12 protein-coding genes and 1 pseudogene are annotated in these 15,484 nt (G+C 38.3%); 4 read left to right on the top strand and 9 right to left on the bottom strand.

All coding sequences use genetic code 11. The features are described 5' to 3' along the window. The 6 genes and pseudogenes from clpS to rpiA all read right to left on the bottom strand — a co-directional run bounded on the left by clpS (position 1) and on the right by rpiA (position 5,090). Positions 1-417, bottom strand: coding sequence for an ATP-dependent Clp protease adapter ClpS (gene clpS, locus B9T27_RS06350; protein WP_086206014.1), 417 nt, complete (start codon positions 415-417; stop codon positions 1-3). Between the two features lie 18 nt (positions 418-435). Beyond that, positions 436-1,185: a DUF6776 family protein gene (locus tag B9T27_RS06355; RefSeq protein WP_086206015.1), complete on the bottom strand. Its 750-nt coding sequence runs from the start codon at positions 1,183-1,185 to the stop codon at positions 436-438. Positions 1,186-1,264: 79 nt separating this feature from the next. Next, positions 1,265-2,314, bottom strand: a complete 1,050-nt coding sequence (gene argC / locus B9T27_RS06360; protein ID WP_086206016.1) for an N-acetyl-gamma-glutamyl-phosphate reductase — start codon at positions 2,312-2,314, stop codon at positions 1,265-1,267. 121 nt (positions 2,315-2,435) lie between these two features. Beyond that, a pseudogene (locus tag B9T27_RS06365) lies at positions 2,436-3,542 on the bottom strand (diguanylate cyclase). 175 nt (positions 3,543-3,717) lie between these two features. Then, entirely contained in the window at positions 3,718-4,395 is a 678-nt protein-coding gene (locus B9T27_RS06370; RefSeq protein ID WP_086206017.1) for a M48 family metallopeptidase, read from the bottom strand. A gap of 23 nt (positions 4,396-4,418) precedes the next feature. After that, positions 4,419-5,090: a ribose-5-phosphate isomerase RpiA gene (gene rpiA, locus B9T27_RS06375; protein WP_086206018.1), complete on the bottom strand. Its 672-nt coding sequence runs from the start codon at positions 5,088-5,090 to the stop codon at positions 4,419-4,421. A 106-nt stretch (positions 5,091-5,196) separates the two neighbouring features. On the opposite strand from rpiA, the gene ilvA reads away from it, so the two are divergent. Continuing rightward, positions 5,197-6,735, top strand: coding sequence for a threonine ammonia-lyase, biosynthetic (ilvA, locus tag B9T27_RS06380; RefSeq protein ID WP_086206019.1), 1,539 nt, complete (start codon positions 5,197-5,199; stop codon positions 6,733-6,735). A gap of 79 nt (positions 6,736-6,814) precedes the next feature. On the opposite strand, the gene B9T27_RS06385 is transcribed toward ilvA, so the two are convergent. Beyond that, the gene (locus B9T27_RS06385; RefSeq protein WP_086206251.1) at positions 6,815-7,360 is read right to left on the bottom strand and encodes a hypothetical protein; all 546 of its coding nucleotides are present in this window, start codon (positions 7,358-7,360) and stop codon (positions 6,815-6,817) included. Positions 7,361-7,778: 418 nt separating this feature from the next. On the opposite strand from B9T27_RS06385, the gene B9T27_RS06390 reads away from it, so the two are divergent. Both B9T27_RS06390 and B9T27_RS06395 read left to right on the top strand, forming a co-directional pair. Next, a complete protein-coding gene (locus B9T27_RS06390; protein WP_086206020.1) occupies positions 7,779-8,429 on the top strand; it encodes a potassium channel family protein in 651 nt (216 codons plus the stop codon). A gap of 10 nt (positions 8,430-8,439) precedes the next feature. After that, a complete protein-coding gene (locus B9T27_RS06395) occupies positions 8,440-9,792 on the top strand; it encodes a TrkH family potassium uptake protein (protein WP_086206021.1) in 1,353 nt (450 codons plus the stop codon). Between the two features lie 50 nt (positions 9,793-9,842). Here B9T27_RS06395 and B9T27_RS06400 read toward each other — a convergent pair whose 3' ends face one another. Together B9T27_RS06400 and B9T27_RS06405 are read right to left on the bottom strand one after the other, a co-directional pair. Continuing rightward, positions 9,843-10,991, bottom strand: coding sequence for a phospholipase A (locus B9T27_RS06400; RefSeq protein WP_086206022.1), 1,149 nt, complete (start codon positions 10,989-10,991; stop codon positions 9,843-9,845). A 17-nt stretch (positions 10,992-11,008) separates the two neighbouring features. After that, the gene (locus B9T27_RS06405; protein WP_086206023.1) at positions 11,009-13,948 is read right to left on the bottom strand and encodes an insulinase family protein; all 2,940 of its coding nucleotides are present in this window, start codon (positions 13,946-13,948) and stop codon (positions 11,009-11,011) included. Positions 13,949-14,473: 525 nt separating this feature from the next. On the opposite strand from B9T27_RS06405, the gene B9T27_RS06410 reads away from it, so the two are divergent. After that, positions 14,474-15,478 (top strand): adenosine kinase, encoded by a 1,005-nt coding sequence (locus B9T27_RS06410; protein WP_086206252.1) that lies wholly within the window; start codon positions 14,474-14,476, stop codon positions 15,476-15,478. Positions 15,479-15,484 lie beyond the last annotated feature (6 nt).

The following is a 15,484-nucleotide window of genomic DNA, read 5'->3' on the forward strand; positions in this document are numbered from 1 at the left end:
TTATTCTTGTGGCTCAATCTGACAAAGTAATGGATGACCTTGAGATCGAGCATAGTTGTTTACTAGGTTTGCTTTTGTTTCCGCAATGTCTCGCGGATAGACAGCTGCAACACCTTTGCCTTCATAATGTACTGTTAACATTACTTGAGTAGCTTGGTCAAGATTCAAAGCAAAGTATTGTTGTAAAATTTCAATAACAAAGTCCATCGGTGTGTAATCATCGTTCATTAAAACGACAGCATACAGTGGTGGACGCTTAAACTCAGGTGGAGCTGTCTGTACCGCAATATCACCCTCCTTTTCGTCTTGATGATCTGAATCACCAAGTCGAGGGCTCAAGTGCCAATCCACATAACCTGCCTGATAAAAAGAAGCTTTAACTTCAGATAATCTCATTTGACGTTTGTAACTGCGCATATATTTTAAATTCATCACTTATTGAGCATTCGCTTCAGCTTGCGGAACTTCCGCAGCGAGAGCAGCTGAGCTTTCTATAGGTTGTCCACGTGACCAACTAAAGCGCTTAATCACTGGCGTAGCCCCGTTCAAACGCACTTCGATAAATTGTGGATTAAAGCCTTTCGGCATAGTCCAACGACCAGTCAAGCGCTCAAAATCTGCAAAATTAAAATTACTATCTTCCATCGGAACAACCAAAACCTCTGTCCCACTGATTAAGCGTAACTCTGCACTTCCTGAAGCCTGTCGATTATTAGGACTCACCTGCACCAAATCAATTTGGTATTCATAGGCATTTTCAGGCAGGGTTTTAACGGCTATGTTTTGCACCGTCAAACTCATACCACCACGCTGCTTCAACACTTCACGATAGATCGCACTCATGCCATCCACTTGGGCTTTTTCAGTATTCGCCAAACTCAAAGCTTGGAATAAATCATTTGAATTACTCACTGCAACATCACGCTCTTGCACTGCAGCATTCAAATTTTTATTTAGCGTACTAAGCGTTGCCTTTTGCTTCTCAACCACATCGACCAGTTGTTTTGCATCGGCATCATAGCCCACCACGGTTAAACCCTGACGATGCCCGATCGTGTACCCTAATAACATGCTGCCTGTACATAGCACTACACCACCCACAATTAGAGGTAGAACTCCTTTCAGCAAGGTTTTTTTTTGTGGCTGAATTGATTGTGACGTAGGATCTATTTCTGTGTTCTGCATCATCATCTCTGATTGTTGATAGAGTCAAAACACACATTTAACGCTAAAGTAAAATGTGTGTGAAGTTTAAAAAGGTTTTTTATGGTAATAATCCAATGCCTTGTAAGCCTGCATTTTCAGAAAAACCAAACATTAAGTTCATATTCTGTACAGCCTGTCCTGCTGCACCTTTGACCAAGTTATCTTGTACCGATAAAACAATCAACTTTTTAGGTTGTGGTTTATACAGTGCGATTCGTAATTGATTAGAACCACGTACTGAACGTGTTTCAGGTGAACTATTTTCAGGCATGACATCTACAAACTGTTCATTTGCATAAAACTGTTCATATAAGCTTTGTAAATCAGCTTTATCACCCGCATCCGTTAAATCAACATAAATCGTACTCAGCATGCCACGAATCATCGGTACCAAGTGCGGTACAAATACAATATGATCAAACACACCTATTTGACCTGAAATATTTTCCAATGCTTCCACAATTTCAGGCTGATGACGATGGCCTGCAACACCATAAGCTTTAAAATTATCTGAATTTTCAGAGTAAATCATACCTAAACTGGCTTTACGACCTGCACCTGAAACCCCAGATTTTGCATCAATAATAATACTTTCAGGCTTAAGTAAGGTTTCTACTTGTTTAAATAATGGTGCTAAACCCAATTGAACTGTCGTTGGATAACAACCTGGATTTCCGACAACATCAGCTTGTTTAATTTTGTCACGGTTCAGTTCTGACAAACCATAAACTGAGTCTTTTAAAATCTCTGGGCAACTATGTTCTAAACCATACCATTTTTCGAATTGTTCTAAATTTTGGAACCGGAAATCTGCTGCCAAGTCTATAACCTTTGTCTTCGCTGCCACTAATTCAGCTGCATGTTTCATCGCTACACCATGTGGTGTTGCGAAAAAAACTACATCACATTTTTTCAATTCATCAATATTTAGGTCTGAATAGCAAAGATCTGTATGGCCACGTAAACTTGGAAACATATCATCTACACGGCGCCCATTTTCAGTACGTGAAGTCAGTACATTCACTTGTACATTTGGGTGTCGCAGCAAAAGACGCAACAACTCAACGCCTGTATAACCTGTACCGCCGACAATACCAACTGAAATCACGTTCTTTACCTCAATTCAAAGCATCTATTTCATAACTGTGCAGTATGACAGGAAGTTCAGGTTTTCTAAACTATTTTGCTTGGGATTCATTATATTTTATCACTATTGCTTAGATCGCTATTTATCTGTTAATTATTCTTTCATGTATTTCTAAAAGAGTACAATTACGCCCTGCGCGTTTCGCTGCGTATAATAATTTATCAGCAACTTCAATCGTATCCATTAGATCTTGATTTTTCACTTGGGTCAGACCAAAACTTGCAGTAACCGATATTTTTTGTTCTAAAAACAATTCCGATTCAATTGCTGTGCGAATCCGTTCAGCAATCTGATATGCAAGAGTTATATTCTCAACTTGCAATAGAATAATAAATTCTTCGCCACCAAAACGCCCAACCAAATCATGAGCACGAACATTTTGACTAATGATAACAACGACTTGCTGTAGAATATGATCCCCCATCAAGTGCCCTATAGCGATCATTAATTTTTTTAAAATGATCAACATCACACATCAACAAAAAATATTTTTTGCTAGGACGTTGTGCTAAGTTTTGTTCAGCAAAATCGTAAAAACCACGTCGATTAAGCAAATAAGTGAGAGGGTCGCGTGAACGCTCATCCTTTAGTTTTAAAATAATATCTCGAACCAAAGTACCCAATAAAACTATTGCAAACCACATACTAAATAGAATACTGGCAGCCAACATCATCAACCACCAAACTGATGTTGAAAGCATTTGCAGCTCAACATCCTCCAAAAATAGAAAAATAATAATGCAACGAACTAAGGTATAAAGCACTATAAATAGATATGAAAGATCAACAATTTTATTCAAAGAATCACTGTATTTATAATGTCTAAACATCGAAACTAAAACCAAGCCTCCTACAATGGCGATACCTAAATTCAAAATCAACATTCGCATCCATAGCTGTTGATTTACATAGGAATAGTAACCAAGCAAGATTGTAATCATCACAATCAAAATCCATGCAATTTTAGAATGTGCATGTGCATTTTTTCTTAAAGCCATAGCATAGGCACTGGCCCAAGTACCAAATAAATACATCCCCCCAACACAGGAGCTGCTGCATTCAATTGGTCATTGAACATTAAGCTCTGTGCGGCTAAGGCGAATGCTGGCACGATATAACCTACCCCCAACCACAACAAATAATGGGGAGCCTTAAATAAAAAATGGCAAATTAAAAATAGACTACCCATCAGAATTAGACAGCTAGGGACTATCAGTATGAAATAATGAATATCTGTAAAATTCACGTCTAAGTTCTTAATTAATATAATGACAATGGAAAAATAGTTGTTTTTTAGCGCATAAATTTTAAATCATTTTTGTATATCGTGTGAATCTCTACTTAGAATATCCTACTACTCACTATTAACAATACCACCAAAATGGTATTGAATTTACTTTTAATATGTTTTGATGATTTTTATAATTTATATCATGGTTGGACACTACTGCCCAAAAAGCAGCACTATGATTAAAATGCTGAGTATGTGCCAATTCATGCACACAAACATAACGGACAATGGCTTGGGGGAATAAAACCAAAGCTCCATTCAACATAATGTCATGCTTTGAAGTACAACTACCCCATCGTGTTTTAGGCTGACGAATGGAGCATCTTGCAAAATTCAAATCACACTCGACACTAACTTGTGCTAAATAAATAGGCAAATGCTGCTTAGCATAGGCCACGACAAATGCCTTTAAATATTGTTTTGGCTGTCGATCACTAATCCAAAGTTGGTAATTTTCATGATCAAAAATAAAGGATTGTTTTTGAGTCTGATACTCAACGTGTACAGAGTGGTCTAAATTAAATAATTTTAGTTCTGTGGGTAAGGTTTGATCTTTAAATTGTATTTGTTGTTGCTGATGCCATGTTTCAAGCAACCATTTCTGTGATTGATCAATAAAATTCTGAATTTGTTTTTTACTACACAATACTGGGGCGGTTAAACGAATCTGATTCGGTTCAACACGTAAGCGCAAACGCGTTGCCCTTACATGCCGAACAATTTTAATTTCAGGTAAATCTGATAGATTCATCGAAATCTCAAACCCAATCGCAATTAAACTGCTATGCGCTCTTCAATCCCATTATTGGTTGCTACAATCGCAATATCTGCTTTTTGAATTGCAAATATGCCATTAGTAACGACACCTGGAATATTATTGAGTGTTTTTTCAAGCTCAAGTGCATTTAGAATATTCAAGTTATACACATCTAAAATTACATTGCCATTATCAGTCACCACACCTTCGCGGTAAACGGGATCTCCCCCCAATGAAACGATTTTACGTGCTACAGCAGAACGCGCCATAGGAATCACTTCGACTGGCAGTGGGAATTCACGCCCCAACTGCTCAACCCATTTCGAGTCATCTACGATACATACGAATTTTTTCGCAATCGAAGCCACAATTTTTTCACGGGTCAATGCTGCACCACCACCTTTGATCATATGCATATGACGATCAATTTCATCTGCACCATCCACATAAGCATCTAAACCACCAACATGGTTCATATCCACAACTTCAATGCCTAACTTTTTAAGGCGTTGTGCAGTCGCTTCAGAACTTGCAACAGCAGCTTCTAATTGCAATTCTGGTAATAATTCAATGAGGAAGTTCACAGTACTTCCTGTACCTACACCCAAAATACCGCCCTTCGGCAAGTGCTTTAACGCAGCTTTTGCGACAGCTTGTTTCTTTTCATCTTGGGTAGCATACAGACTCATAACTTGGCTCAACTATTTTTTGACATTTGTTGCTGATTTTACAGCCTAAATGTACAGGGTTTGTTACAATAAAAATCTATTTTAAACTGTTAGATGGAAAATTAACATGCTGTCTCGTTTGGTTCGACAAATATTACAAGCAACCGTGTATGACGTTGCAATCGAAACTCCACTCGAAGCAGCGCCGCGAATTAGTGAAAAACTAAACAATAACATTCGCTTTAAACGTGAAGATTTACAACCTGTCTTCTCATTCAAACTACGTGGTGCATATAACCGCATTAGCCAATTACCAAAATCTCAGTTGGAACGTGGCGTAATTACTGCCTCAGCAGGCAACCATGCACAAGGCGTAGCATTATCCGGTCAAAAACTAGGAATTCACGCTATTATTGTGATGCCAAAAACCACCCCTGATATTAAAGTACAAGCGGTAAAACGCTTAGGCGGAGATGTGGTTCTATACGGTGATTCGTTTGATGTAGCCAACAAATATGCCATTCAACGTGCTAAAGATGAAGGTCTGACCTTTATTCCACCTTATGATGATGAACTGGTCATGGCTGGTCAAGGAACCATTGCCAATGAAATTTTACGTCAATGGCGTGACGTCGACTATGTCTTTGTTGCCGTAGGTGGTGGTGGTTTAATCGCAGGCGTAGCCGCATATTTAGGTGATGTCGCACCACATGTCAAAGTCATTCCAGTGGAATATGATGAATCCGCCTGTTTAAAAGCGGCTTTTGAAGCGAATGAACGTGTCATTCTGCCACAAGTGGGCTTATTTGCGGATGGCACTGCGGTTGCACAAATTGGTGAAAAACCATTTGAAGTGATCCAACTACAAAAATCAGATAAGTCAGGTCCAATTGTTGAGCGTGATGTTATTTTAGTCAATACCGACGAAATTTGCGCAGCGATTAAAGACACCTATGATGAATGTCGTAGCATTGTTGAGCCATCAGGTGCGATGGCACTGGCAGGCATTAAAAAATATGTCGAACAGCATGGTTTAGAAAATAAGAACATGGTCTCGATTGTTTGCGGTGCCAACATGAACTTTGATCGTTTACGCTATATTGCTGAGCGCACCGAGCTAGGTGAACATAGAGAAGCAATTTTCGCTGTGACCATTCCAGAAGAAAAAGGTTCATTTTTAAACTTCTGCCGTGCTTTACAAGGTCGTAATATTACCGAATTTAACTACCGCGCCAGCACTTCGAGTGCCGCTCAAGTCTTTGTCGGTATTAGTTTAAAAGGTGGTGAAAAAGAACGTCATGACATCCATGAATTACTAAAAACCCAATATGATGTGGATGATTTATCTGATGATGAAGTGGCTAAACTACATATCCGTTATTTAGTGGGTGGGCATGCTGATATTGAAAATGAACGATTATTCCGTGTTGAATTCCCAGAACGTCCAGGTGCATTACTCACCTTCTTAGAACGTCTAGGCCCAACTCATAATATTACCTTGTTCCATTACCGTAACCACGGTGCTGCAGAAGGTCGTGTTTTGGTTGGCTTAGAAGCAAGTGATGCCAAACAAAATCCAGATGGTTTGACTGAAACATTGGAAAATATTAATTATCCATATGCTGAAATCACCAACAATTTGGGTTATCAGCGTTTTCTTAAATAAACTGAATCACTCTACACTTCTAAAGCTAAACTTAAATAAAGAAAAGAACCTCCACTGAGGTTCTTTTCTTAGCAACAGACTAAGTTGATCGTGGGCAGTCCAAAACTGCATAATGCTCTATGCTTAGACCATCTTCTTTAAATTGCTTTTCAAAAAATTTACAAAATTTTTCAATTAATACCTCATTATTTGGCACCATGCACCAATAGAAATGATCTGCATAAATGAGTAACATCTCAAAACCACATGCTTTGACCAGATTTAGAACCTCTTCAAAAACAATATCAAAAACTTGGTCATACACACTGTAATAGCGTCCAATCACGGCATGATATTGATCGAAATGTTCAAACAATGGCTTAGCTCGTTGTCGAATCAAAGTCTGAGCGGCCTGAATATCAGCATGATGATCATGTAAAACTGAACAACTTACTAATCCATTTTCGCTATATAGATTACGATCAATCTTCATCCAATACTCACGCGTCTGATGGGCGACTTTCTCAACAGCAACCCATTTCAAAAAAGCTTTGAAGTTTCGTCTATGCTTCTTCTTCGGTAACTTCTTTTTCTTTAGTTCAGGAAACCAATGCCGTAACAACTTATAAATTTTTTTATCATCCATTTTAATTTCCTCTATTGGGATATCCATGAGACATTGATTGCTTCCACACAATCTGCTCCATATAGAAATTAAACTACTTTCTTTAAACAATGATGACCAAAGCTGAAATTCGCATGAATGCTTAGCTTACCGTCTAGCTACAAAAAACACGTGCTAACTCAAAAATAAAGTAAACACCTGATCACCTGTGAAATATTGCTTTTACCTATATAGTATGAATACTAAATTTTCATCCCGTTATTTCCAAGGAACTTGTTGTTTATGATGATTGAGTAGATTAGCCGTTGGCTGCATGACTCTTTTACAGATAAAATAGAGGAACAAGTTCAATCATGTGAATATCTCTTGTATCGTTAATGCCTAGTTTTCGTTATCACAGAACATCATCATATTTCATTTACAAAGGATATTTTTAAATATGGCACTGTTTGCTGTCATCGGTTTAGGAAGTTTTGGTGGAACAGTTGCCTTAGAACTGACTAAACTGAACCATGATGTAATCGGAATCGATACCATTAAAAAAAATGTAGAAAATATAGCGGATCAAATTAGTCATGCGGTCATTGCCGATGCGACTGATGAGCATGTGCTCGATGAATTAAATGTGAAAAATTGCGATGCTGTGGTGGTTGCAATTGGCGAAGATATTGAAGCCAGTATTTTATGCGTATTGCATTTAAAAAATTTAGGCATTGACAGAATTTTAGTCAAAGCAAAATCTAAAGCCCACCATATGATTTTATCACATCTTGGAATCACTAAAATTATTCATCCCGAAGAAGATATGGGGATTCGAATTGCACAGAGTCTGAGCTTTCCAATGGTTCGACGTTATATGGAGCTGAATAATGAGCGCTATATCGTAAAGGTTGAAATTGGTGCTAACCTACAAGGTGCACAATATCAAACTCTGATGGAAGAAGCATACGACTTAAAAACCCTATTACTGCAACGCGGCTCGCATGTGCTTTATGAGATTGCACCCGGTACAATTTTACAGGAAAAAGATGTTTTAATTATTGAAGGTCCTGTAGAAATGTTAAGAAAACTTTCGTCCCGTTTCTTATAAAGAAGCCTTTATGAAATTTAAAAAAACTGAGCTGATTAATAAAAAGCAAAACAGCATTAATCTAAGTCCACCCAGTTTACTGGCCTTGGGCTTTTTAAGTTTTATTGTCGTTGGTACAATTTTACTCAAACTCCCCTTTGCCCATCATGGCGAACTACCTTGGCTTAAAGCACTTTTCACTGCGACTTCAGCTGTGACCATTACTGGGCTTTCAGTCGTTAATGTCGGCGATTCTTTTACCTTATTTGGTAAAATTGTCATCATGGTCTTAATTCAATGTGGTGGCTTAGGTTTTATGACCTTTGCAATCTTAGCCGCGTTAAGTCTATCTTCTAAAGTCGGCTTAAAACAACAAATTATGGCACAGGAAACCATTGGACAAACCAGCCTTGCCAGAGCCACATTTACCGTCAAAGGCGTTTTACTTTATTCTTTATTTTTTGAAGGGCTCGGCACCTTTATTTTAACCATTGCTTGGATGCAACATTATGACTTTGGCCATGCATTTTTTTATGCGTTATTCTATAGTGTATCTGCATTCAATAATGGTGGATTTTCTTTATTTCCCAATAGCTTAATGAGCTTTTCCGACCAATATATGGTGACCTTTACCATTAGTATGCTGTATATCATCGGCGGGATTGGCTTTGTCGTATTAATGGATATAAAACGTGCCAAACGCTGGAAGAAACTCTCTCCTAATAGCAAACTCATTTTATCGACCATCGCCGGTTTAAACGTATTCGCTTTCATTGTTATTTGGTGCCTAGAGGCCAGCAACCCACTGACACTCGCTCCCATGTCAATCGGTGACCAAGCTTTAAATGCATGGTTCCACGCGACTGTTCCTCGATCCTCTGGCTTTAATAGTGTTGAGGTTAGTAGCATGACAAATGCCTCAACATTAGTCACAATGGTACTTATGTTTATTGGCGGTGGTTCACTCAGCACAGCGGGTGGAATTAAAGTGGGTACCTTTATTATTATGATTCTGAGTGTCATTACCTTCTTAAGACGTTCGGATGAGTTAACAATATTTAAACATTCTATTCCCTATCATATTACCTTCAAGGCTTTGGCAGTGATTTCCATTACCTTTATGCTCATTTTGGTCGGTTTTTTTGCGCTACTGATTTTGGAACCCAATAAACGCTTTCTTGATTTACTATTTGAGGCCATTTCTGCAGCCTGTACAGTGGGCTTATCTCGAGGAGTGACCGAGGATTTACAACCTGGCAGTTTGATTACGCTGATTATGTTAATGTTTGCAGGACGCTTAGGTCCACTAACCTTAGCTTATTTAATCGCAACACCGAAAAAGAGTCGAGTCAGCCACCCAAGTACAGAAATTCAAATTGGTTAAAAATAAAGTCAAAAAAAATATCGCTCTATTGCGCGATATTTTTTTGACGCTTAGTACCAATTCATCAAAGAAACACCCAAACCAACATAGGTTGCTCGGTGATTATAATCAATCAGACTTTCTCCATAACCATCAAATAGTTGAAAATGTCCACGCAGCTTACCTTTAATTGGAAAAGCCCAATCAAATTGCATCGCACCATGTGAATCGTCGCCACCTTTAAGCGAGTGGCGTAACATGAGAGAAAAGTCATGCTCATTCCACCGATAAAATGTGGTTAAATCACCACGCCCAATATAATCCTTAATATCAGGATTATTATCATCTTTTGCTGTTTCATCCATCCGATACCAAGGACGAACCATCATCGCAAAATTGCCTCTTTCAAAACCTAAATTCAGCATCACGCGGTTCCAACTACGTGATAAAGGATCTGAGCGACCATTCGATTGGTGATTAAACGTAACCCCCAATAAACGCCCATTTAAACCCAAAATTTCATAATTGGTACGAAATATAAGACTCGCTTCAGGCTCATAGTTGGTTTCACGAAATGGACGAGACTCTTCAGAATTATAGACTTGCCAACGCGAAGACTGTGTATAGCCTAACCATACATCACCATTATTACCAATCAGATTTTCAACCGCTTTCGTTTTCAAAGAAATTTGAAATTTCGCTTCCATCGATTTTAAATTTTGATCTTCAGTTACTGTATTTTGTGGATTTGGGCTATGCGGAAATTCATTTTTACTCGTCGTCCAAAACGCAGGTAATAAATATACCGGTTGATAGGCCCTAATATTCCACGTTCCTAACTTACTATCCGCAGAAAGCTCCCAACGCTTATCCAACAATGACGTATTCGGGTCTATTTTAGGCCCTTCGATCACAAATAAATTCCCGACTTTCTGTTCAATTTTATCTTTTAAAGTCACTGGTTCAATCTCAGGCGGAATCAATGCCTCCGCTGCGCGCTTTTCTGAGACTAAAACTGGAGCTATAGTACCTGACGTTTTGAATATTTTGTCATAGCATGCCAAACGATCCGCATTTGACTCCAAAGCCACACAAGCTTGCGTACTTGCAGGACTAACTTGAGTCGAATCATCTGCTTGTGCCGTAGATACCCAACCCAAGCTAAGCATCATAAAGATGCTCAGATGAGGCGGTGTACGTTCAAAAGATTTGAACGACATAAATTTCTCCAGAAAATTTATTTGACTTGTTTTATTTCAAATCTAAGTTGTTCCAACAGCTCTTTTTTGGCTACAGGTGCAACTACAGCTTTGACTGGGGTTTGTTCAATTAAATACGTTGTTGCGACACGTTTTAAATCAGGTAATGTCACTTCTAGCAACCGCGCACGTAACATTCTTCTAAATGCTGGTGTACGACCATGCAACAACGCATAACACGCCGTAATTGCCTCACCTGCAGGTGAACCAGGTTTATCCATACTCGAAACAAGACCTAAAATCGCTTCTTCAAGTTGATGAGGCTGTTGTTCTACATTCATTAACCATTCAATACTCGCATCAAAGTCCTTAAAGGTTTCTGCTAAACGCGGATCACGATAACTATAGAAACGGAATGAGCAAGCATTGCCATCATAACTCGCACCGCCACCATAAGCTCCTCCTTTTTCACGAATCGCACTATGTAAGAAACCATTACGTAGGTAACCTGCGAGTACCATTAATGGCGCAGCATCAGGATGAGAAACTTCAACCGCCGCATAAGCCGAAGCACAGAATTGTACATTGGTTTGAATCAACCAAGCCTGATCTTTATCGCTATTTTCTGGCTCAATTTGAGTTAAAGCTACTGACGATTGATCTACTGCAAGTTTATCCCAAACCTCTTGAATCTCTGCTACCAAACTTTCGGAATGATGCTCTTCACACACTAATAAGAATTGTTTTGGTGCCAACATTAACCCACGATGAATAGCTTGCAGTTCTGCGATTAATGCATCATATGCAGCATCATCTTTTTCAATTTTAGCAATTAGTTCACTTAACCAATTTAACGCACCTAAACCTGTATTTTGATAATCACGTTGTGCCAATGCACTCATATTCCGCGATGCAATTTGCATGGCATAACTATGACCAGAATCTGACAAACGTGAGGCCCAACGAGTTTTACGTTGTTGTAACAATTCAATAATACGATCTTTTTCATCAAAACGAAGCTGTTCAAATGCCAACTTAAGCAATTGAATGGCATCTAGTTTATTACTCAATGACTTGGTAGTTAAAGTTAACCATGCGGTAATTTTACCTTTATCATCCACTTGAGATCGCAATGATGCTCCCATGCCCAAACCACCACTCACAGCTGTTTGTAGTTGCTGCAAAGCCAAGTAATCATACTCACCTGCACCCACTTCACCCATCAAAATAGACAGTAAATTGAAATACGGTGATTTTACAATTTGATCAGGAATCTGAATCAGCACTTGTTGATAATAAATACCATTGGTTCCAGCATGATATAAATTCAAAGGCGTATCTAAACTATTACAGATAATTTCACGCAATTGACCTTGCACAATGGCCAACTCTGCGGGAATATCCTCTAAACCAACTTTCGGTAGTAGATCTAAATCATCAGGGGTTGCTTGACGAATATTTAACGCTTCCGTTTGTTGGATGATTTCAGCTTTTTGCTCTTCAGTTAAAGAGGCACCAATTGCTGCTAAGCGTGCTTTTTCTTCTTCAGCTTCTTTAGCCGATTTCATCGCATCGGGTACTAAAGTCATTTGTACGCGGTGTGGATTATCCAGAAGATGTGTGGTAATGAGATTAGACAACCACATTGGATCTTTAAGTTCTTCTTTAACCAAATCCATAGCAGCATCGACATCCCATACATGTACAGGATCATGATGATGAATTGCACTGCTCAACCCATTCAAAATTAACGTTAAGCCATATGGCGTTCCATCACCACTAATTTCACGCTGATGCAACTCAATTTGGTGCAAGATTGCATCAACCATGTCTTGATCTACTGGTTTCGATGCTACATCTTGCAAAATAGTCAACACGCCACTTTTGAATTCTTCTGCATGCTCAGGATTTGAACCTTGTACGCCACAATAGAACGTCATTTCAAAATTGGAATCATCCACGCCCATAATTGGCCCAGTTGATTGCGCATAACCACAAGTTTCCAAATAATGGCGTAATGGTGAAGCTGAATCTTCGAGTAAAATCCCTTCAACCAAACGCATGCCTAAACGCAGTTTAACATCACTGGACTCGGGTAATAACCACGAAAGAATGTGATAGGTTTTATCTGTTAAATCATCTGCATCAACCGCATAAGTTTCAGTTACTTCAAGCGGTGCAGTCAAACGTTGCTCATGTTTAGAATAAAGCGTCTCACCTTTTCCAAATTTAGCCAATGCTAATTTTTCAAATTGCTCTTGCAAGTGATAAGCAGATTCATTACCAAAAGTCATAAATACGGCATTACTTGGATGGTAATGTGATTTATAGAAAGAGACTAACTCTTCGTAAGTAAGATCCGGAATATCTTTAGGATCGCCACCTGAATTATAGTGATAAGTGGTTTTTGGGAATAAGTGATGTGCCAATTGATGATAAAGCTGATCTGAAGGTGAGCTCATTGCACCTTTCATTTCATTAAAGACCACCCCTTTATAAACAGGCTGGCCCTCTTCTAGCTCAATACGAATACCTTCTTGAGCAAAATCAAGTGGATTTAAATTGGCTGCAAATGCTGCATCCAAATATACTTCCAATAAATTTTGGAAATCTTTCTTATTCTGAGTTGCAAATGGATAAGCTGTCCAGTCTGCAGCAGTAAATGCATTCATAAACGTGTTCAATGAACGACGAATCATTAAAAAGAATGGATCACGTACTGGAAATTTTTCTGAACCACACAATGCTGTGTGCTCAAGAATATGCGCTTCACCTTTTGAATCCATCGGTTGAGTGCGAAATGCAACCAAGAAAACATTTTCATCATGCTCAGTCGCCAAGTGATAATGCATTGCACCTGTAACTTTGTGTGTGTATTCAGAAATAAAAATATCTAAAGCTTCAACATGGTGTTGACGTACCAACTGAAACGCAGGATGAACAGTTTGGGTTATTGTTTCAGTGACATCTACAGTCATGTGATCTCCTCAAAAGTTTTAATATTTAACATAGAGACATTATACCTACAGTGCTCCCTACAATTCATCCTTTAATCGTAGTGTGATGAAAAATTTAACCGACTATTTTAATCGGCTTTATTTTAGAATAGATATAATCACATGCTATTTTCCACAATAGTGATAAATTTTCGTGTTCTAGTATTAAAAAAATTAATATTGCTTAGGCTATTTTTATTAATATAACCTCATATATTCGAGTCGACTATTACCTTGCTCTATCGCACTTTTAAATTATAAAAACTTACTCCTACTAGTTAGTTATTAAACCAATAAATATGTAATCAAAAAAATTATCTTGAAGTACTCCACATTGCCAAAATTTAAAGTCATGCATTATGTTTCTCACTTTCAATATGACTATTGATTATTTACATTAAAAAATTTTACTTATTGAGTATTTATCGTGAATTTTATTCATCAACCTACAGTAAAATTGAGCATTGGTGTAAACTTTGCTTTTTTAACATTGATGTGATGAATAAAATGGCTACAGTTGATCTTTTTGCAATTGGTAATGCACTGATTGATCAGGAATTTAAAGTTACAGATGAATTCCTCACTCAACAAAATTTGCAAAAAGGCACCATGCAATTGACTGATGCCGACACTCAAACTCAACTGTATAGCAATTTAAAAGCAAGCCAAATCTACAAAGGTCAAGCTTCTGGTGGTTCAGCAGCCAATACCACTGTTGCATTCAGCGCATTAGGTGGTTCTGCATTCTATGCGTGCCGTGTTGGCCATGATGATTTAGGTTCAATTTACCTCAATGGTTTAAATGAGGCTGACATTCAGACTACGCCAAAATCAATCAGTCAAGGTGTAACGGGGACATGTATGGTTCTTGTGAGTGATGACTCAGAACGAACCATGCATACTTACCTAGGTATTACCGCTGAATTAACCGCCGAACAAATTGATTTTGAGCCATTAAAAACTGCAAAATGGCTTTATATTGAAGGTTATTTATCGACTAGCGATACGGCACGCGTTGCAGTAAAACAAGCCCGTCAAATTGCACGAGACAATGGCGTTAAAATTGCTTTAACCCTATCTGATCCAGCAATGGTGCAATATGCACGTACTGGTTTAAATGAACTGCTAGATGATGGTGTAGACTTAATTTTCTGTAATCAACAAGAAGCGATGATGTATACAGAAACTGATTCTGTAGAGGCAGCATTAGCAAAATTAAAATTACTAAGTAATGATGTTGTCATTACATTAAGTGAAGAAGGTGCAGTTGTTGCTAATGCAGAGCAAAATATTCACGTTGCAGGTCGTAAAGTAACTGCAATTGATGCCAATGGTGCAGGTGATGCTTTTGCTGGGACTTTCTTATATGCTTTAAATTCTGGTTTAGGATTACAGACTGCTACAGAATTAGCGATTTTGGTTTCAAGTGAAGTTGTTGCACAATATGGTGCTCGTTTAAACATTGCCGACTATGCTGAACTTTTTCAAAATTTTCAAAAGGAATGTGCATAAATGTCT

Origin of the sequence: Acinetobacter sp. ANC 4648 (genome assembly GCF_002135345.1) — a bacterium.
Lineage (GTDB): Bacteria > Pseudomonadota > Gammaproteobacteria > Pseudomonadales > Moraxellaceae > Acinetobacter.